The sequence below is a fragment of the Streptomyces sp. NPDC020845 genome, assembly GCF_044334165.1.
GTDB lineage: Bacteria > Actinomycetota > Actinomycetes > Streptomycetales > Streptomycetaceae > Streptomyces.
Genome location: NZ_JBIRSJ010000024.1, coordinates 61039 through 79291, shown reverse-complemented (window position 1 = coordinate 79291; position 18253 = coordinate 61039). Strand labels below are relative to the sequence as shown.

General features: G+C 68.7%; 16 protein-coding genes and 5 pseudogenes. 7 read left to right on the top strand and 14 right to left on the bottom strand.

Annotated elements, in window-relative coordinates; all coding sequences use genetic code 11:
* Nucleotides 1-74: 74 nt before the first annotated feature.
* The 3 genes and pseudogenes from ACH4U7_RS46325 to ACH4U7_RS46315 all read right to left on the bottom strand — a co-directional run bounded on the left by ACH4U7_RS46325 (nt 75) and on the right by ACH4U7_RS46315 (nt 2659).
* Nucleotides 75-968 (bottom strand): helix-turn-helix transcriptional regulator, encoded by an 894-nt coding sequence (locus tag ACH4U7_RS46325; RefSeq protein ID WP_398533791.1) that lies wholly within the window; start codon nt 966-968, stop codon nt 75-77.
* A 27-nt stretch (nt 969-995) separates the two neighbouring features.
* Entirely contained in the window at nt 996-1802 is an 807-nt protein-coding gene (locus ACH4U7_RS46320; protein WP_398533790.1) for an SDR family oxidoreductase, read from the bottom strand.
* Nucleotides 1803-2117: 315 nt separating this feature from the next.
* Nucleotides 2118-2659, bottom strand: a pseudogene (locus tag ACH4U7_RS46315) (hypothetical protein).
* Between the two features lie 28 nt (nt 2660-2687).
* On the opposite strand from ACH4U7_RS46315, the gene ACH4U7_RS46310 reads away from it, so the two are divergent.
* Nucleotides 2688-3329 carry a bifunctional 4-hydroxy-2-oxoglutarate aldolase/2-dehydro-3-deoxy-phosphogluconate aldolase gene (locus ACH4U7_RS46310; RefSeq protein ID WP_398533865.1) on the top strand — a complete coding sequence of 214 codons (642 nt, stop codon included), beginning with the start codon at nt 2688-2690 and terminating at the stop codon, nt 3327-3329.
* 275 nt (nt 3330-3604) lie between these two features.
* Here the strand turns inward: ACH4U7_RS46310 and ACH4U7_RS46305 are convergent, their stop codons facing one another.
* The 5 genes and pseudogenes from ACH4U7_RS46305 to ACH4U7_RS46285 form a co-directional block, all read right to left on the bottom strand.
* On the bottom strand, nt 3605-4624 hold the full coding sequence (locus ACH4U7_RS46305) for an NADPH:quinone reductase (RefSeq protein ID WP_398533789.1): 1020 nt from the start codon (nt 4622-4624) through the stop codon (nt 3605-3607).
* A gap of 107 nt (nt 4625-4731) precedes the next feature.
* Nucleotides 4732-5625: an aldo/keto reductase gene (locus ACH4U7_RS46300; protein ID WP_398533788.1), complete on the bottom strand. Its 894-nt coding sequence runs from the start codon at nt 5623-5625 to the stop codon at nt 4732-4734.
* Nucleotides 5622-6191 carry a TetR/AcrR family transcriptional regulator gene (locus ACH4U7_RS46295; RefSeq protein WP_398533787.1) on the bottom strand — a complete coding sequence of 190 codons (570 nt, stop codon included), beginning with the start codon at nt 6189-6191 and terminating at the stop codon, nt 5622-5624. The genes ACH4U7_RS46300 and ACH4U7_RS46295 overlap by 4 nt, the downstream gene beginning before the upstream one ends.
* A gap of 337 nt (nt 6192-6528) precedes the next feature.
* Nucleotides 6529-7062: a Tn3 family transposase gene (locus ACH4U7_RS46290; RefSeq protein ID WP_398533786.1), complete on the bottom strand. Its 534-nt coding sequence runs from the start codon at nt 7060-7062 to the stop codon at nt 6529-6531.
* A gap of 37 nt (nt 7063-7099) precedes the next feature.
* Nucleotides 7100-7714 (bottom strand): annotated as a pseudogene (locus ACH4U7_RS46285) (Tn3 family transposase); the annotation flags it as partial.
* 713 nt (nt 7715-8427) lie between these two features.
* On the opposite strand from ACH4U7_RS46285, the gene ACH4U7_RS46280 reads away from it, so the two are divergent.
* Nucleotides 8428-8697 carry a hypothetical protein gene (locus tag ACH4U7_RS46280; RefSeq protein ID WP_398533785.1) on the top strand — a complete coding sequence of 90 codons (270 nt, stop codon included), beginning with the start codon at nt 8428-8430 and terminating at the stop codon, nt 8695-8697.
* A gap of 135 nt (nt 8698-8832) precedes the next feature.
* Here the strand turns inward: ACH4U7_RS46280 and ACH4U7_RS46275 are convergent, their stop codons facing one another.
* The 3 genes from ACH4U7_RS46275 to ACH4U7_RS46265 form a co-directional block, all read right to left on the bottom strand.
* Nucleotides 8833-9852: an amidohydrolase family protein gene (locus tag ACH4U7_RS46275; RefSeq protein ID WP_398533784.1), complete on the bottom strand. Its 1020-nt coding sequence runs from the start codon at nt 9850-9852 to the stop codon at nt 8833-8835.
* 98 nt (nt 9853-9950) lie between these two features.
* Nucleotides 9951-10709 carry an SDR family NAD(P)-dependent oxidoreductase gene (locus tag ACH4U7_RS46270; protein ID WP_398533783.1) on the bottom strand — a complete coding sequence of 253 codons (759 nt, stop codon included), beginning with the start codon at nt 10707-10709 and terminating at the stop codon, nt 9951-9953.
* Nucleotides 10706-11059: a hypothetical protein gene (locus ACH4U7_RS46265; protein ID WP_398533782.1), complete on the bottom strand. Its 354-nt coding sequence runs from the start codon at nt 11057-11059 to the stop codon at nt 10706-10708. Before ACH4U7_RS46265 ends, ACH4U7_RS46270 begins: the two co-directional genes overlap by 4 nt.
* Before the next feature lie 57 nt (nt 11060-11116).
* Between ACH4U7_RS46265 and ACH4U7_RS46260 the strand changes: the two genes are divergently transcribed.
* The gene (locus tag ACH4U7_RS46260; protein WP_398533781.1) at nt 11117-11995 is read left to right on the top strand and encodes a LysR family transcriptional regulator; all 879 of its coding nucleotides are present in this window, start codon (nt 11117-11119) and stop codon (nt 11993-11995) included.
* 384 nt (nt 11996-12379) lie between these two features.
* Here the strand turns inward: ACH4U7_RS46260 and ACH4U7_RS46255 are convergent, their stop codons facing one another.
* Nucleotides 12380-13021, bottom strand: a complete 642-nt coding sequence (locus tag ACH4U7_RS46255) for a Rid family hydrolase (protein WP_398533780.1) — start codon at nt 13019-13021, stop codon at nt 12380-12382.
* On the bottom strand, nt 13018-14628 hold the full coding sequence (locus ACH4U7_RS46250) for a flavin monoamine oxidase family protein (protein WP_398533779.1): 1611 nt from the start codon (nt 14626-14628) through the stop codon (nt 13018-13020). The genes ACH4U7_RS46255 and ACH4U7_RS46250 overlap by 4 nt, the downstream gene beginning before the upstream one ends.
* A gap of 292 nt (nt 14629-14920) precedes the next feature.
* On the opposite strand from ACH4U7_RS46250, the gene ACH4U7_RS46245 reads away from it, so the two are divergent.
* From ACH4U7_RS46245 to ACH4U7_RS46230, 4 genes and pseudogenes are all read left to right on the top strand, one after another.
* On the top strand, nt 14921-15226 hold the full coding sequence (locus ACH4U7_RS46245; protein ID WP_398533864.1) for a transposase: 306 nt from the start codon (nt 14921-14923) through the stop codon (nt 15224-15226).
* A gap of 167 nt (nt 15227-15393) precedes the next feature.
* Nucleotides 15394-15603, top strand: a pseudogene (locus ACH4U7_RS46240) (ISL3 family transposase); the annotation flags it as partial.
* A 163-nt stretch (nt 15604-15766) separates the two neighbouring features.
* Nucleotides 15767-15874, top strand: a pseudogene (locus ACH4U7_RS46235) (transposase); the annotation flags it as partial.
* Nucleotides 15875-15881: 7 nt separating this feature from the next.
* Nucleotides 15882-16209 (top strand): annotated as a pseudogene (locus ACH4U7_RS46230) (integrase core domain-containing protein); the annotation flags it as partial.
* Between the two features lie 685 nt (nt 16210-16894).
* On the opposite strand, the gene ACH4U7_RS46225 reads toward ACH4U7_RS46230, so the two are convergent.
* A complete protein-coding gene (locus ACH4U7_RS46225; RefSeq protein ID WP_398533778.1) occupies nt 16895-17851 on the bottom strand; it encodes an alpha/beta hydrolase in 957 nt (318 codons plus the stop codon).
* Nucleotides 17852-18253: the final 402 nt, after the last annotated feature.

Below are 18253 nucleotides of genomic sequence, written 5' to 3'. Positions count from 1 at the left end.
TCCCGTGTTTACTTTCCGGCAGATTGTTGCCCCACGTCATGGTCCCGCTGACTAGTACGGCTGAAGGGGTTGGACTATCCGTTGTGTGCTTCGAGCTCGGTCGCCAGCGTCTGTTGGGTGGCCGCCCACGACGCCAGGAGCGCTAAATTGTCAGCGGTCGGTGTGCCCGCGGGTGCGGTGTAGACGTTGAGGTGCAGGCCGGGTTCGGCGGGCAGTTCCAGGGACTCGACGTCCAAGTCGAGCTGGCCCACGATCGGATGGCGCACACGCTTGCGGCCGGACCGGTGCAGCCGCACGTCCTGAGATGCCCACCGCTGCCGAAATAGCTCACTGAACGTTGACAGTTCGCCGACTAGGGCGATCAGCTCCTCGTCGTGCGGATTGCGGCCGGCTTCCATGCGTAGCTTCGCGGCCGCGGCACCGACAATTTGGTCGTAGTCGACAAAGAAATCTCTGGCCGCCTCGGGGTTTAGATAGACGAACCGCGCTGTGTTCGCGGGCCGTCGCGGGTCGGCCAGCACCGGTGAATACAGCGCGCGAGCGAGTTGATTCATGGCGAGCACGTCATAACGGCCGTTACCGATCCAGGCCGGCGCATCGGAGATCGCGTCGAGCACCTGCTGCAGCGTCGAGCGCACCGTCACGGCAGGCCTACGCCGGCGTGGGCCGCTGGGCGCCCTGGATCGGCGCGCGAGGTGGAACAGGTGGTCGCGCTCGGCCTCGTCGAGTTGCAAGGCAGAGGCCAACGCGTCGAGCACGCCATCGGAGGCACCGGCGAGGCTGCCGCGCTCCATGCGCACGTAGTAGTCGACCGATACCCCCGCCAGTAGCGCTACCTCCTCGCGGCGCAGACCTTTGACCCGACGGTTGCCGCCGTAAGCGGGCAGGCCCGCCTGCTCGGGTGCGATGCGGGCGCGACGCGAGCTGAGAAACTCCCGGATCTCGGTGCGTAGATCCATCGTGGCCATCCCCTCACCGTAAGCCCGTCCCGCAGTCTAAGGGGTACCCGATGCGGTCGTCGCGATGCCGCCGTCTACCGGGATGATGGTGCCCGTGAGGTAGGACCCAGCCCGGCTGGCGAGAAACACGGCGATTCCCGCCATGTCGTCGTCGCGGCCGAGCCGGCGCAGAGGGGCCGCCCCCGCGATCGTGTCGCCGATGGCATCGAGCGTGGACGCCATCATCTGCGACGGGAACACTCCCGGTGCTACCGCGTTCACCGTGACGTGCTGTGGGCCCAGCTCTCTGGCAAGCACTCTGGTGAGTTGATGGAGTGCCGCTTTGCTGCTGGCGTACGAGTAGTTGGGCGACTGGGCGACGTGGATGGCGGCGATACTGCCGATGTTGATGATCCGCGCGGGATCATCGGCGGTGCCCGCCCTGCGAAGTGCGGGGAGCAGCGCCTGCACCAGCCAGAACGGCGACTTGAGGTTGAGGTCGATCACTGCGTCCCAGGCCTCGTCCGGGAACGTCGCTAGCGGCTCGCGCCACATCGCTCCCGCGTTGTTGACAAGGATGTCCAGGCGTTCCGAGTCGACCTTGACAAGATCAGCGAGGCGCTGACACTCGTCGTGCCTGGACAGGTCGGCGGGGATTGCTTGAACGTCGCCGAATTCGGACAGTAGATGCTGTGCCTCCGCGCACGTGTCTGCCTTGCGTGAGCTGATGACGACGCGGGCGCCCGCCTGGAGAAGGCCGCGCGCTATCATCATCCCAATGCCCCTGGTGCCGCCAGTGACAAGGGCGTACTTCCCACTCAGATCGAAAAGTTCTGTGTGAGTGGTGAATTGGTTGTCCGCCATTGGTCTCCGTCCCTTCTGTCGTGGAAGAATGCGCCGACACGGTCGCGCATTCGGGGCAGCTGAATTGAACTGATGGGGGTAAAGCTGCAGTGCGTGTCCATGGAGTGTTGTCGGCGCTTTCGACTCAACCAGGTTGACAGGCGTTTTGGACGTCTGGGAGATCCTGGTGATACAGGTACTGTGAGAGCCCCCCTTGCCTGGTGCGCTGACTCACCCCGGATCCACCGGCTTGATTCCCGGTTGATCGTTTCGGGGTCGTGCAGGCCGTGTTGGGGCTGAGTTGCGGATTCGGGCTGAAGGGTGTCAATATTCCGATCAGGCTGCTGAGCTGGGCGTTTCCTGTGGATGATGAGGCAACCGGGGTGACAGGGTGTGGTACTCGTTGAGCAGTCCGCCAAGTACCTGTCGACGCCTGAGGCGGGCGGCGGGCAGGGGGATGACGTTCGGGTCGTCGTCGGGTGCTCGTAGGCCGAGGCTGCGGTGGGCCCGTCCGGTGTTGGGTTTTCTCTCGCCAGTCGCTGGATGAGCGCGACCGTCTCTTCCGGCAACGGTGGTCGACCGGGTCCGACCGCCGTCTGGCGCCATTTCCAGCGCACCAGACGGCGGTGCCAGTTCAGCAGCGTGCCCGGGGTGACCAGCCGATGGCGGCGTAAGGCGGATGGCAGGTGCCGTGCGAGAGTTGAGAGCACGGCACGATCAGCCCATGAGAGCCGCGGCCGCTCGATCTGCCGTCGACCCACAGCGACCTCATGACGAAGCACGAGGATCTCGGCGTTGTGCGCGGCGGTCGATCGGCCCAGCAAGAGCAAGCAGCCCAGTAGTCGACAGAAGATCAGGTAGAGCAGTCGCAGACCCACAATCATTGATCACGCCCACACCTAGGCGATCACAAAGTCCCAGGTCAACCACCGTACGGCAATAAAGACATCCTTCACGGCCCGCGCCCGCCGCCTCGGGCGGTCGGCTGCGGGACACCGAGCGGGCCGACCCATCGAGGTCTCACTAACCACCACCGACGCACTGGCAGTGATCAAACAGGCCCGCGCCGAGCTGGGCCCCGACGCAACTGTCGGGGCCGGAACCGTGCGCACGGTCGCCGACGCTGCACGCGCCGTGGACGCCGGCGCGTCGTACCTGGTCACCCCGGCACTCGTCGACGACCTGCGGTCAAGCGGCGTCCACGTACCCGTGCTGATGGGCGCCCTGACGCCGGGCGAGATCGAACTCGCCCTCGCCCGGGGCGCCGGCGCCATCAAGCTCTTTCCAGGCTCGCTCGGCGGACCCAGCTACCTGCGGGCGCTGCGCGACCCGTTCCCGGACGTGCCCTTCGGCGGGGGCGCCAGGTCGCGGCTACAGGTTCATCGCCGGGGAGGACGGGGATGTTGGAGAGTCAGTCAGCCAGTGCCTGGCGGCTGCGGGCGCCCCAGTGACTGTGACAACGACCTTTCGAGCGGCACAGGCTGGACGCCGCAGCGTGGGCAGGGGTGGCGCTCGATGTCGTCCGCGTCGGCCGCCGAGGGGTCGTGAGAATCCGTGATGCCCCCGGATTTTCGCATAATGCAAGTCTCAGAAGGGGGTCCGGACCACTTTTGAGTGAGAACGGGTTCTGAGGGCCGATCGGAGATCAGCAGGTGTCCGGCGGCACGTTTTTGATCTTGCTCCGGCAAAGGGTCGTTTATGAGAACCCTTGAGGTGTGGGATGGCCGCGGGCCCGACAGAGGTCGAGGTGACGCCGCCCACCCGGCCGCCCTATGCCGGGTTCCCCGGGGCGGCCGGGTGGGTGCGCGGTGGCCGACTGGACGTCAGGACGTGACGTCCACCAGGACTTTGCCGACCGCGCGGCTCTCGACCGCTCGGTGCGCGTCGGCGGTGCGGTCGAGGGGAAAACGGATCAGCGGCAGGCCGTGCTCCTCGCCGACCGGCAGCGCGCCGTCGCGCACTGCGGCGGCGACGTCCTGGGCGGCCGCGGCGCGTGCCTCCGGACCGGCCGTGTAGAGCACCAGGAACTGGAGGCGTGTGTTCAGCACCATGTTCTGCAACACGTTCAGTTCGACCGGCTTGCCACCGTCGTTGGCGTAGGTCGAGATCGTGCCGCGGGTTCGCAGCACGGCCAGGTCCAGTGCGAGGTTCGTGCCCAGCGCCACCTCTGCGACGATGTCGACGCCATCCGGGGCGATATTGCGGATCTCGGCGGCCGGCTCGCCCTCGCGGTAGTTGATCACGTGGTGGGCTCCGGTGGCGGTGGCCAGCCTGGCTTTCTCCGGGCTGCTGATCGTGCTGATCACGGTAGCGCCGGCCCATCGGGCGAGCTGGATCACCGCGTGCCCGACCGCTCCGGCCCCGCCCGCGGCGAGCACCACCTTCCCGTCGAGTGCCCCGGGCCGCAGCCGACGCGGCCCGTCCTCGGCGACGGTGAGCGCGCGGTGCGCGGTCAACGCGGGGACTCCGAGTGCGGCGCCGACGTCGAAGCCAGCCTCATCGGGCAGCGGCACGGCCTGTTCGGCAGGCACGACGGTGAACTCGGCGGCGGTGCCGGTGGGCCGCCCGGCGGCCGCCATGAACAGCCAGACCCGCTGACCGACCCGGCTCTGGTCGACACCCTCACCGACAGCGTCGATCGTGCCGGCGCCGTCGAGGTGCGGGGTGATCTCGGAGAAGTGCTTGGGATGGCCGGCGCCGGAGCGCGCCTGCCAGTCGGTCGGGTTGACCCCGGACACGGCGACCCGGACGCGAACCTCGCCCGGGCCGGGCGTCGGCAGGTCACGGTCGACGAACTGGAGAACGTCGGGGGCGCCGTTGTCGCGGTAGATGATGGCCTTCATGATGCGTCCTTGGAGCCTGGTAGAGCGGGGTTTCCCGGCGTGGCCTGGCGGTTCGTCAGGGTGTCCGGTGTGGGGTGTGGTCGCGGCCCGGGCCGCGTTGGTTCCGGTCAGCCGATAGGGACTTCGTTGGAGCGGAACTCGACGGCATCGAGGGTGGCGAGGGTCACGGCGTCGAAGGTGATCTCGCCGACCGCCATGTTGGCCTCCAAGTGGGCGGCGTTGGCGGTACCGGGGATGAGCAGGACGTTGGGGGCGTGGTGCAGCAGCCAGGCGAGGCCGATTTGGGAGGGCGTGACGCCCAGGGACTCGGCCACGGCGAGCACCGCCGGCTCGTCGGTGACCTTGGGCAGGCCGGGGATGGCTCCGCCGAGCGGGAAGAACGGCACCCAGGCGATGCCCTCGGACGCGCACAGCTGCAGCATGTCCTCGTCATCGCGGGAGACGAGACTGTACGCGTTCTGCACGCAGACGATGCCCGCCGACAGGGCGCGGCGCAGGACGTCGAGGGTGACGCTGCTCAGACCGATCGCGCCGATCTTGCCCTCGTCGCGCAGGGCGGTCATCACCGCGAGCTGGTCGTCGAGGTCGACGACCTGGTCGCCCTCGGGACGCAGCCCGGGGCCGGAGTCGAGACGCCGCAGGTTGACCACCGGGAGCTGGTCGAGACCGAGGCTGCGCAGGTTGTCCTCGACGCTGGCGCGCAGCTGCTCGGGCCGCTGCGCCAGACGCAACGGCAGATCCCCGCCCGGGTTGGGGTCGGCGCCGACCTTCGTGACGACCAGGACGCCGTCCTCGGAGCGCAGCACCTCGCGGATCACGTCGTTGGCGAAACCGAAGCCGTAGAACTCGGCGGTGTCCACGTGGTCGACGCCCAGCTCGATCGCGCGGCGCAGCAACGCGACGGCCTCGCCGCGGCGGTCGGGCAGACGCTCGAGCTGCAACGCGCCGTAGCCGATCCTGAAAACGGTGCGGGCGGCGAATGAAGCGGTCGCGGTGGTCATGACGCTGTCTCCTCGGTCGGTGTTCGCAAGGCGGTGTACAGCAGTTCGGCCTGGTAGAGCGCCATGACCCGGTGGGCAATCGGGACGGCGCGCTCCCGGGCCTCGGCCGGCTCGTGGTGCTCGACCTTGACCAGCCACGCCGTGACGCAGTCGCGCAGCATCGCGCGCATCCGGTCGGTCATGTCGACGACGATGCCGTGGATGGCCGGGTCGGTGGTCGCCTCACCCCAGGTCTGCACGCCGACCCGGGCCTCGGCGGGGTCGATCGCGGCGATCAGACGGGAGAGCAGTTCGTCGGGGCCGGGTGGGGCGTCGGCCGCGGCGTACTCGCCGAGGACGTCGGCGCGCTTGGCGAGCACCTCGCGGGCGGCGGCCCGGACCAGGTCGGCTTTGTTGCGGTAGTGCGCATAGATCGAGCCGGCCGAGAGGCCGGACTCGGCGGTGATGTCGGCGATCGAGGTCCGCTCCAGCCCGTTGCGGCTGAAACAACGGACGGCGGCCTCGGCGATCTGAGTACGCCGGAGTTCCTTGCGCGCGTCGGTGAGCCGAGGCACCACACCCCCCACAAAAAGAATCTGTACTCTTCTTGCGGAGGACATTAGCAGAATGGCCGTTCTGTATGCGGTAGGTGCATCTCGTAGGAGCAGGCATGGTCGTCACGACCGGGCCTGCTCGTGATGGTGGTTCGCCAGACGGACGGCAGGCGGTCGGTGCATGTCGGCTCGGCCGTCGAACTCTTCTGATCCCGCTCCGCCCCTTGCCTGCCCACCGGCGTTGACTCAGGACAGTCCGCACCTGCGCATCCTGCCCACCGACTGAGCCTCGCTCACACAAAATGGTCCGGCCCGGAGGCGTAGGTGGGGGCTCCGGGCCGGACCGCTGTTCGCCGGTACGGGCCCGCGGCTACCTGTCCTCGCCGTCGTCCGTCTCGTCGTCGCTGTGCGGGTGCCCCAGTTGCCGCAAGCCCGGCGCCGGCGGCCGGGTGAAGGCGTACCGGCCCAGGAAGTTGATGTGGTCGTACTGGAGCGGGGAGAGCCGGGCAAGCAGCTCGCCGGTGACGGGGAAGCCGTCGGCGGCCAGCTGCTTGACGGCGGCGTCGATGTAGAGGCTGTTGGACAGCACCACGGCGTTGAGCGCCGGACCGAGGGCGCCGAGCTGGTCCTCCATGCCCTCGCGGTAGTGCTGGCGCAGTTCGCCGCGCTGCCCGAAGCAGATCTTCCGGGCGAGGCGGTGGCGGGCCTCGGTGACGTTGAGCTGGGCGCCGATCATGCGCCGGTATCCCTCATCGGAGACGAACTGGAGCAGGTGCAGGGTCTTGAAGATCCGCCCGTAGTGGGCGAACGCGTCGCCCAGCCCTGTGGGCTTGCCGTCCGGGGAGAGCATGCGGATCAGGTCGTGGCCGCGGACTTCCCCCCAGGGTGAGCGACCCGGCCACACGGAGCATGTCGCCCCAGTGGGCGCGTATCGGGTCCAGGCGGGTGGTGTGGTTCGAGACCGGCTGGAGCGGACCGTAGTCGGCCGCGGTGTTCGTCCGCCACAGCCGGGCGTCAGAGAGGTCGGCGATCCTCGGTGAGAACTGGTAGCCGCAGATCGCGAACAGGCCGAAGACGATGTCGGAGTACGACGCGGTGTCCGTGATGACGGTCTCCGGCTTCGGGCCGCCGTCGCGGGCGTGGATGGCGTCCAGGATGAACAGCGAGTCGCGCAGCGTGCCCGGCACGACCACCCTGTCCAGCCCCATCACCTGGTCGTTCACCACGTTCAACCAAGTGGCGCCCTTGTGTCGCAGCCCGAAGTACCCGGGATTCGAATCCGCGTACAGGCTCCGCACGGGAACGGTGAAGCGCACTCCGTCGGCGGAGGCGACCAGGCCGCCGCCCCACGCCCGTACGACATCGATCTTCGCCTGAGCCTCGATGAACAGGCTGTTCGCCGCCGAGATGTTCTCCGCCCGGAAGTAGCCCTGATCGACCTGGACCAGGCGGCCCCGGTTCAGCGCCGGGACATCCGGCTTGATGACCGGGGTCATCCCGACGTTGCACGCCTCGCTCAGCAGCACGGCGCACAGGCTGGTGGTGAAGCCCTCCATACCGGAGCCGGCGCCGGAGATGTGCGCGTGAACGCGTCCGCCATGCGGTCAGTTCGGCGACCTCCCGCAGCAGTTCGGGGAAGTCGACCCTGGGCAGCATGCCGTTGACCAGCTGCCGGAACGGCGGCATCAGCTTGGGTTCCTCGGCCTTGCCGAGCTTGGCCAGCTTCAGCTTCCCGCCCACGACCTCCAGCGCGCTGTTGCCCGGCAGCCCGGCGGCGAGCTGGACGTAGGCGGCGTGCAGGGCAGAGACGAGTTCGGCGAGGTGCCCGGCCGGTTCACTCTCCAGCCCGAGCGCGGTGAGCACCGTCGGCCGGCCGGCCGTCCACTTCTCCCCGGCCAGCAACTTGGCACGGGGGTTGCCCCAGCGGTCGCCGTCCTTGGCGAACACGTCCCGCCGGCGCAAGGAACGGTGCAGGTGCTCCAGGACGCAGAACGAGTACGCGGCCTTGTCGACCACGCCGTGCGGCAGGCTGGGGTTGGCGAACACCAGCCGCCGCCAGGAGCCGGTCACCAGGTCGGAGGCAACCTCCTCCGCGCCGACCTTCTTCCGGCCGATCAGGTCCGGCAGCCCCTTGAGCGCCTTCACGACCGGGGCGCCGGCCTCGACCGCGCCGAAGTCGATGACCTCGACCAGGAGGCGGATGAAGCCGCGCACGGTGCCGTAGCGGGCGACCAGTTCGGCCCGCCGTTCCGCGTCGTCGTCCCCGTCGGTGTCCGGGACCACCGCGGCGATGGTGGCGAGCGCCTCGGCCAGCTGCTCGCGCGGCACGACCTGCTCGATCGCCGACCAGGCGTCGACCACGGAGACGAGTTCGCCGGTGTCGGTCGCGGGTGGCGTCGTCATCAGCACGTCGACCGCCGCAGCGACCTTCTTCGCCGCCTTGCGCAACTGGGGCAGGGCCTTGAGCTTGGCGTCGTTGCCCATCCGCTCGGCCCTGGCGAGCAGTTGGCCCTACCCCCTGAGCGGTGGACACCTCTGATCCCGGCCCCGGTCGGAGCCGAAGAGGAGGGACCACTTATGGTCATGAAGGTGTACTCGCCCGAGTTGAAGGTCGATGCTGTGGCCGTGGGCCGACAGCCGTCGCGTCGCCGAGCCACCGCGCGCCCTTTACCGATCAAGCGGAACAGGACGTCAGTCCGAAGACACGTTCGGCGGTGCCGTGGCTGATGTCGGCGCGCTGGCTGTCGGTGATGGGGGCTGTCTTGAGGAACTTGACGGCGGCCGCGGTGTCCTCGTAAGGGCTGTCGACGGCGAACATGATGTTGTCGTCGCCGACTGCGCCCAGAGCGAATTCCAAGGCGTTGGGATCATCGATACCGCTGGTGGTGATGACGAAGTTGCGCTGGAAGTATTCGCTGGGAGTGTGTTCCAGAGTGCGCATCGGAGTGGCGGCGCCTGCGATCTTGGACGCGTATGCGTGCCGGTTGTCGATGCGCATGAGGTAGTACGGGATGCCTTCGCCGAGGTGGCCCAGAACGAAGGTCAGGCGGGGGTAGCGGTCCAGGGTGCCGCTGAGGATGAGGCGCATGGCGTGCAGTCCGGCTTCGGCGGCGTAACCCCAGATGGCGCCGGAGAGGCCGTAGTCGGAGTACTGGGTGAGCATGCTGGGCACGCGGGGGTGGAGGTAGATGGTGGCCCGGTGTGCTTCTGCGGCGGCCAGCAGCGGAGCGAACCGGTCGTCGTCGAGGTATCGCCCCTCGGTGTGCGAGTTGATCATGATGCCATTGAGGCCGAGCGGTCCCATGATGCGCTCGATCTCCTCTGCGGCCTGTTCGGGGGCCTGCGTGGGGACGGCGCCGAGGCCGGCGAACCGGGTGGGGTGCTGCCGCACGATGCCGGCCAGGGAGTCGTTGAACCGGCGGGCGAGGTCGATCGCGCCGGTCGGCTCATAGGGCTGGACACCGGGCGGGTTCAGGCTCAGGACCGCCATGTCCTGCCCGGCCGCATCCATGCCGGCCAGGCGTGCGTCGAGGTCGAGGAGCTGGGAGCGGGTCGGCTCGTTGCGTTCGGCCGTGCGGGTGAGCTCCACCTCGGTCCGGTCACTGGGAAAGTGGTCGAGGCTGTGGGCCGTTTGCACGTACGCGTCGGTGATGAAGTGTTCTTCGACGGCGATGATGCGGTTCTCGGTGGCCATTCGTGGCTCCTCAAGCAATGCTGGTTCGCCGGCAGTCGGGAGTGGTAGGGGAGGGTTTGGCAGCTGGCGGTTGCCCAGCCCTCCCCTTGCGGCAGGTGTCAGGCGCGTCGGCCGCCGTCGACCGACAGGGCGATGCCGGTGACGTAGGACGCCTCGGGGGAGCACAGCCACACGGCCGCAGCCGCTATTTCCTCCGGGGTGGCCAGCCGCCCCAGTGGTGTGGCGGCCGCCTGCTGGCCCGCCATGTCGGCGCCCGCCAGGGCGGCGACGGTGTCGAACGTGGCGGTGCGGGTCAGCCCCGGGCACAGGGCGTTGACACGGATATTGTCCGGCGCGTAGTCGACAGCGGCGGCCTTGGACAGACCGACGACGCCGTGCTTGCTCGCGACGTAGGCCGGGGCGTGCGGAATCGAGTACAGACCGCCGTTGGAGGCGGTGTTGACGACCGCTCCGCCGCTGCGCCGCTTGAGCGCGGGCAGCTCGTACTTCATGCACAGGAACGTGCCGGTCAGGTTGACCCGCAGGACGCGGTCCCAGTCCTCGGCCGACATCTCGGTGAGTTCTCGGTTCGTGGAAGGGATGCCGGCGTTGTTGAGCGCGAAGTCGAGCCCGCCGAACGTCTCCTCGAGGTGTGCGACTGCCCGCTGCACGGACTGCTCGTCACTGATGTCGAGATCGATCGGCTCGGCGGTGCCGCCCTCCTTGGCGATCAGCGTCGCGGTTTCCTCGGCGCTGCGCGCGTCGAGGTCGAGGACGCCGACGGCGGCCCCGCGCCGGGCGAACGCGAGCGCGCCGGCACGCCCGATTCCGCTGCCGGCGCCGGTGACCAGGCCGGCCTTGCCTGTGAGGCTGCTCATGTCAGCGGCTCGTGGTTGACCCATACAACCTTGTACGGGTAGCGGGACTGCCAGCGGCGGATGAGCTCGACCGCCTCGGGCATGGCGAAGGTCGCGTTGAGGGCGTCGATGTCGGTGAGGCCGAGTTGTACGACGGCGGTGGAGATGAACACCGGGGCGTGGTCGTCGCCGGGGACGCGGATGTGGCGCTTGGCCGAGAACGTCTGGACGTGACCGGACCCCATCATGAGGTTCTCGACGTCCTTGAGGTACTCGTTTAGATCGCTGTCAGCAATCGAATCTTCGAACGAAACGATCATCGTGTGGTGAATCATCACTACATTGAACAGGTGATTCTCCGCTGCGTCCAAGGCGGCGCGGCTCTCGTTTGATAGCTGAAAGGAATGAATGGAGTGATAGCCTGAGGCATGGCCGATCTGGAAACGCGGGAGCTTGAGTACTTCGTGACTGTGGCCGAAGAACTACACTTCGGCCGGGCCGCGTCACGTCTGGCGATCGCCCAGCCGACGCTGTCGAAAGCGATCCGGCGGCTCGAGTCGGGGCTGGGGGTCCAGTTGCTGGAGCGCTCCAGTCGTCATGTAACTCTGACGCCGGCCGGAAAGGCGCTGCTGCATCACGGTCGGAACGCCTTGAACGCGGTCAGTGCCGCGGTGGAGAAAACGCGCCGGGCCGGCGATCGGCACGCCCGTCTTCGGCTGGTGGTCAAGCCCAGCGGGGAAGCCGACCTTCTGTTGGGCATTCTGGCCGCCTACTCCCGTCGGCCTGACGCGCGGCAGGTGGACATCGTCTTCGGTGGTGCTACCGATCGCGCCGACTACGTACGCGACGGGCGCGCTGACGTGGCGCTGCTGTACGCGCCGTTCGATGATCTGTCCGGGCTGGATCACGAGACGCTCTCCGTGGAGGGACGCGTGGCGATCCTCCCGCGCAACCACCGCCTTGCGTCGCGGTCGGAGCTGACCGTGGCGGACCTGAGGCACGAGACACTGCCGCGCTGGAAAGGGGTCGACTGGACGGGTACCCCTGAGGGGGCCGACGGGCCGGAGATCACCGATGTCACGCAGATGGTCCAGCTGATCCAACTGGGGCGCACCATCGCTGTACTGCCATACTCGCTCGCCCAGCCCGTGCACCCGGCCCTGGTGTACATCCCGGTGGTCGACGCACCGAGCAGTCGGCTCGTCGTCGCCTGGTCGCAGACCGACCGGCGGCCCCTCGTCGCCGCCTTCATCCAGGCGGCCCTCGAGGCGAGTGGCGCGCCGCTGGACGCGGCAGCCGAGGCGTGAACCGGTGCCGGAGCAGGCACGGACGCAGATGCGGTTCCGGACGACCTTGCCGGCGTGGTCCTGCTCAGCGATGTACGACGAGGTACTCGCGTCTCCTAATCAGCAGTCAGGCCGTTGTGAGACACCGGGCGGCCAGGTTGGCTGAACCATCGCGGGCAACCCTACGAAAGCCATACCCGGCGTCTCTGGGCCTCCAGACCCTACAAGTGGCCTTGATCAACCCGATCAAGAAGGTAGGACCCTACGAATGGCTCGCTCATCCCGATCAACAAGGTAGGGACGACTGACCGGGGGCGCCGCCCGGCAGGGGCAGCGTCGCTTCGGGGCCGGGCCCGGTTACGGGCCCGGCCCCTCGCTGGCAGTTGCCCCGCGGGTCTGTGCCTGTCAGCGCGCCTTGTACGCGGCGGTGACCTCGACCTCCACCATCCAGCCCTTGACGGCCAGCGACGCGACCTCCATCGTGGCGCGCGCGGGACGGGCCTTGTTGGCGACCAGCGGTGCCTTGGGGGCGGAGGTGCCCATCGGGACCGGGACGACCTCCTTCGAGGTGAGGTCGATGTTGGCGAAGTACTGGCGGTACGCGCGGTTCCATCCCGCGTAGTCGGCGGTCTCGACGCCGGGCGGTTTCATCAGGTAGCACTTCATGGTGATGACGTCGGCCAGGGTCAGGCCCGCCGCTTCGAGGTTGGTCTTGATGTTGCGCAGGACGACCAGTGCCTGGGCCTCGGTGACCGTGACTCCCGTGGCGCCCTGAGTGAGGGCCGGGTCGGTGTAGAGCTCGGGTGAGCCGGCTGGCGCGGACGGGTTGAGCGCGGTCGGGCCGAGGCCGCTGCTCTGGTAGATCGCCACCTCACCGCCGGTCGCCACTCCGGTGGCGATGGCCGGGTTGGACTGGCTCTCGGGCAGCATGACGCGGACCTCTTTGGGCCCGGGCCACCAGCCTTTGCCCTCGGCGAGCGCGGTGCCGCCGGTGAGGAGCGAGGCGGTCAGGGCCGTACCGATCACAACCTTCGTACGTCGCTTCATGCGGCCATCACCCTTTCGTGGATGTCGGTCACGACCTTGCGGGCCGAGGTGAACGCGCCGTGCTGCCAGGCGATGACATGGCTGAGCCAGTCGCCAGCGAAGTAGACGTGCCCGGCGGGCTGGTTGAGCAGCTTGTACTCGGGACCGGTCTGCGAGGGCCAGCTCACCCAGCCGGCCTCGATATGAGGCGTGCGGTGCCAGGCCACGCTGAAGGAGTGATCGAGTTCGGTGCGGTACTTGTCGCCGTGGATCTTCACGCCCCGGCTCACCGCCCGCGCAAGGCGCTGGGCGTGCGGCAGATCGCCGTACGCGACGGCGGCGGCACCGAAGTTGTAGTAGCCGATGAGCGTGCCGCGGCGGCCCTGGTAGCCGTAGGAGGGGTACCAGATGGTGGCCAGGTCGGTGTCGGTCGGCGTGATGCCACCGTAGATGTGCTCGTCCGTCTCCCACCATCGGCTGCGGTACTCGAGCCCGATCTTGCCGACGGGGGTCGGGACGGCGTCCTTCAGCGCCGCGGTGATGTCGGTCCCCAGGTTGTGCTTGAGGCGGGCCATGACCATGGGAGGCATGGCCGCGACAACGAAGTCGGCGCGCTGGGTGCGGGTACGGCCGCCGACGTCCTTGTACGTGACCTCGGCACCGTCCGGCAGGTCCTTGACCTCCAGCACCTTGGCGCCATAGGTGATGCGGTTCTGGCCGATCGCCTTGGCCAGGGCGTACGGGATCGCGTCCATGCCGCCCACCGGCTGGAACATCAGCATGGCCTGGTCGTAGCCGAGTTCGAAGGCGAAGCGCTGCCCCACGCCGCTGGCGATGACGTCCGACAGCGTCGGCACCGGGCCAAGGACCGTGCCGTCCTCGAAGGCCGCGCCCGGCTCGACGGAGTAGCCTCGCCGGTCGGTGCCGGTGTAGGCGTAGCCGTCGGCTTTGCCCTTGATAGCGCCGAAGCTCTGCAGAAACGCGATCAGTCGTTCCTTGTCCTGCGCGGTGAGCTGGGCGTCCAGGGCGCCCTGGTCGGTGGCCTTGGCGAGCAGCTCGGAGATGTAGCCGTAGACGTCGGCCTTCGCCGTGCGCCAGCGCATGGGCTTGCCCGCGAGGGCGGCACTGCTCTCGTGGTAGATGTACGCGTTGGCGTTCTGGTTGGTGAACACCTGGAGTTCGACGCCGAGTTCGCGGCAGTACTCGAGAGTGACGTGGGACTGCGGCAGCCGGGCCGGGCCCGCGTTCATGTACTGGCCCTTGGTGAACGACGCCGTCTGCGTACGCCCGTCGAGGTCGGTCAGCATCGTGCCGCCGCGGACGGTCCAGTTGCGGCCCCCGGGGCGGTCCTTCGCCTCCAGGATCCGGCAGTCGTAACCGGCTTTGCCCAGCTCGTACGCCGTCGCCAGGCCGGCTATGCCGCCGCCGAGCACGAGCACCTTCTTACCGCCGCGCCCGGTGAGCGCGAAGTCGCTTCGCTGGGGCGCCCGGTACTCATCCGCCCGCACGTCTGGCACCGGGGCGAGCCCGAGTGCGCCCATCGCCGAGTACAGCACTCCGGCGCCACCCGCGACGCCGACGGATCTCAGGAAGTTACGGCGGGATGCCGGGGACTGCTCTGCAGCCATCAATTCCTCCTCATCCGCACCCCGGGGCGCGCGCCGGCCGGGGAGCGGTCGTTCGGTCAACCCGGTCACGTGGGGGGTGCGAGTTACTGAGGAGACCGGAGGTGCGCCATGAGCCTCCGCCGAGACTGTTACAACGCCATACCACTGACGTAACCGGTTTCGAGCCGTGTGCTACGAACCAGGAGGAAGGAGCGGGTGCGGTCCCGTCTTGGGTCGGGGGCAGCCCTCCCCGCTGGGTAAGGGGGATTAGCCCTTGATCGTGGACACCCTGATCATTGGATCGTGATGATCCATAGGACAGGAGTTCCCGTGGGGGACGTCGAAGTATTCGCCTGAGTTCCGGGCCGATGCCGTCGCGTTGTACCGGGCCACCCCGGGCGAGACGTACGCGTCGGTAGCCAAGGAACTGGGTGTCAACCACGAGACGCTGCGCACATGGGTGCGGGATGCCGAGCAGGCTGCTCGGCCTGGGGCAGGTGAGGCCGGCGCGATGGAGAAGGAGAATCGGCAGCTGCGGGCGCGGGTGAAGGAACTCGAGCTCGAGCGGGAGATCCTGCGGAGGGCCGCGAAGTATTTTGCGGGCGCGATCAGCTGGTGAGGAGCCGTCAATCAACTACTGCGTGAGTTGATGTTGCCTTCGTAGTCGATGATCGCGTTCTCGAGGGCTTCGAGCGTGGGGGGCGGATGGATCCGCCGTGGCCCTGTGGGTGCCGATTACTAGGCTCTTGCAAGATTTTCGTGATGGGGTGACAGTGCGTCATCTTGGTGTCATTGTGCGGAGTGTGTGACGAGCTGCTGGGCATCGTGTTCCCGCACCTGGAGAAGGTGCTGGTGGAGCGGGTGAGCCTTGAGGGTGAGAAGGTAGAGGTTTGGGCGCGTACCCGGGAGGGTGTCGCGTTGCCGTGTCCGGACTGCGGGGTGTTGTCGACGCGGGTGCACAGTCGCTATCGGCGCCGTCTGGCCGATGTGGCGGTCGGTGGTCGCCCCGTCGTGATCCATCTCCGTGTGCGGCGCCTGTTCTGTGACGAGCCGTGCTGCCCGCGGCGGACGTTCGTGGAGCAGGTGGACGGGCTGTCCGTGCGGTACGGGCGCTATACGCCGCTGCTGCTGGCGCTGCTCCAGGCGGTGGGGCTGGCACCGGATCATCAACGTCCACGCGCTGATCGTGGTCGGCGTCAACGCCGACGGGCACCGCGAGATCCTCGGCCTGGACGTGGCCACCGCCGAGGACGGCGCCGGCTGGCTCTGCGGGTGCCGCCTTTGACGCCCTGATGGCCGATGTCGGCGTGAAGGTTGTCACCACCGGCATTCAGTCCCGCGGATGGACTCGCTCATGGAGCGCTGGATACAGACCTGCCGCGCGGAACTGCTGGACCGGACCTTGATCTGGCACCAGAGCCACCTCCTGCACACCCTGCGCGAGTACGAGGCCTTCTACAACGAACACCGCCCGCACAGAGCCCTCGCACAAGCCGCCCACTACCCGCACCCATCACCCAACAAGCCCAACTCACCCATCTGGAAGTCAGCCGACGAGACCGACTCGGCGGAACCCTCCACCAGTACCAGCACGCCGCCTGAGCTGCGCGGATGATGTATCGGAACCCGCAAGTGCGCGGCGGTAAGGATCAGATCCTCGCCGGGGCTGTTCACCACGCTCGCCGTGCAGTGATGCGATCCGCTCAGGTCGCCGCTGTCGGCCACCGCTCCGATCTGTGGAGACAGCGGGGACAGTTGGGACCATCCGGGAGACGCACAGGGGCGCCACGGACGGTGCGTGGGACGCCGTGCAGCGCCCGGAAGGGCCAGTGAGCGGGATGGGCGGTGCGCTCGCCCCGGTGCTCGCGGCGTCCGGCCCGAAGATCCCGGCCGAGGCCACGGTGCCGCCGCCAGGCACGCCACCACGTGTGCCAGGATCAGCGCGGGACTTCCGCACCGGGCGTGTCCCCGGTGACTCCTGCCGCGCCGTTCCCTCTCCCGCGTCGTCATGCCTCGGTCTCGCTGCCCCGACTGTCCGCCACTTGGCCCCTCACGCGTCTCGGCTGCGCATCATGATCATGTCTCCCCGTGATTCCCGAGTGGGCACATGCGAAATTCATGACGGCTCCTTGTGTCCCGCTGCGGCGCGAGGGGCCACCAAGACCCCGGGGCAGACGCGTGGTGCCGCTCCGCGTGGGGTCGCGCCTCGATGCCGGTGACGTCCCGCACCGGGACGAACGCGCTGCTCAGCGTCGAGGGCGAGCGCCGGGGTCGGCGGTGGTGTCCATCATGGTCGACCTTCGTCGGTGGCGTCGGTGAAGGCGGTGCGCAGATGGCCGGCAGCCTGTGCCACGGCCCGGCGGGCCGCGTCGAGTGTGCCGGACATCGTGAAGAAGCCGTGGGCCATCCCCGTGTACCGGGTCGTCTCGGCGGGCACCCCGCTCTTCCGCAGCCGCTGGGCATAGCGCTCGCCCTCGTCGCGCAGCGGGTCGTACTCGGCGGTGATCACCAGCGCGGGCGGCAGGCCCGAGTGGTCGGCGGCGCGCAACGGGGACGCGAGGGTGTGCCTCCCGTCCTCGGAGTCGGCAAGATAGTTGTCCCAGTACCAGTGCACCGACTTGTCGTTGAAGAGCAGCGGGTCGGTGTTCTCCCGGCGGGACGGGGTGTCCGCCAGGTAGTCCGTGTTCGGGTAGACGAGCACTTGGGTCAGGATGTCCGGGCCGCCCGCGTCCCGGGCCATGAGCGTGACGGCCGCGGCGAGGTTTCCGCCAGCGCTGTCGCCGGCGACGGCCAACCGGCTCGCGTCCCCGCCGAACCGCGCGGCGTTCTCGGCCACCCACCGCACCCCCGCGAAGCAGTCCTGCGGGGCGGCGGGGAATTTGTGCTCGGGGGCCAGCCGGTAGCCGACGGCGACGGTGAGGCAGCCGACGGAGTTGGCCAGAGTCCGGCAGAGCGCGTCACTCGTGTCCAGGGAGCCCAGCGTCCAGCCGCCGCCGAAGAAGTAGACGAGTACCGGCAGCGGACCCTCGCCCGCCGGCCGGTAGACGCGGACCGGCAGGGGCCCGTCGGGGCCGGGAAATGTGAGGTCGTGGACCTGGTCCACGGGCTCGGGAGTGCCGGCCGCCGCCTGGATGGCCGCGAGGTCGGCCGCCCTCGCCTCCTCGATCGTCATCGTGTACAGCGGGCGGCCGCCCTCCGCCGCGCGCCGGTCGTAGAGGGTCTGTAGCTGCGGGTCAAGTGGCATGGTGCCTCCGGTCCAGGGCCCGCGGGCCACGCGCTCGCGGGCGGTTCACAGGGCGTCGGGCAGGAGCGACGGGTCCGCCGCCGGTGCCGCGCGGCCGACCGGCGATGCCGTCGGCCGCCTTGCCATGGCAGGTGTGGTTGCCGTGCGGGACGGCTTCGGCGTTCGCCGTCTCCGGCGGGGCGACGGTTCGAAGGCGAGCTGGGCGGTGTCGGCGTCCGTGCGGATCCTCTTCCCCCTGCCTTCTCGGCCTCGTCGATCATCTGCACGAAGAGAGTGAACCAGTTGCGGTGCGCGCTCGCCACGGCGTTTGTGCACCGAGCCCTGGCGGGCGTCGTACGCGGCCGGGATGGAGGAGGAGAAGCACCCGCCCGACGAGGACGGGCTGTGCGGAGCAGACGAGCC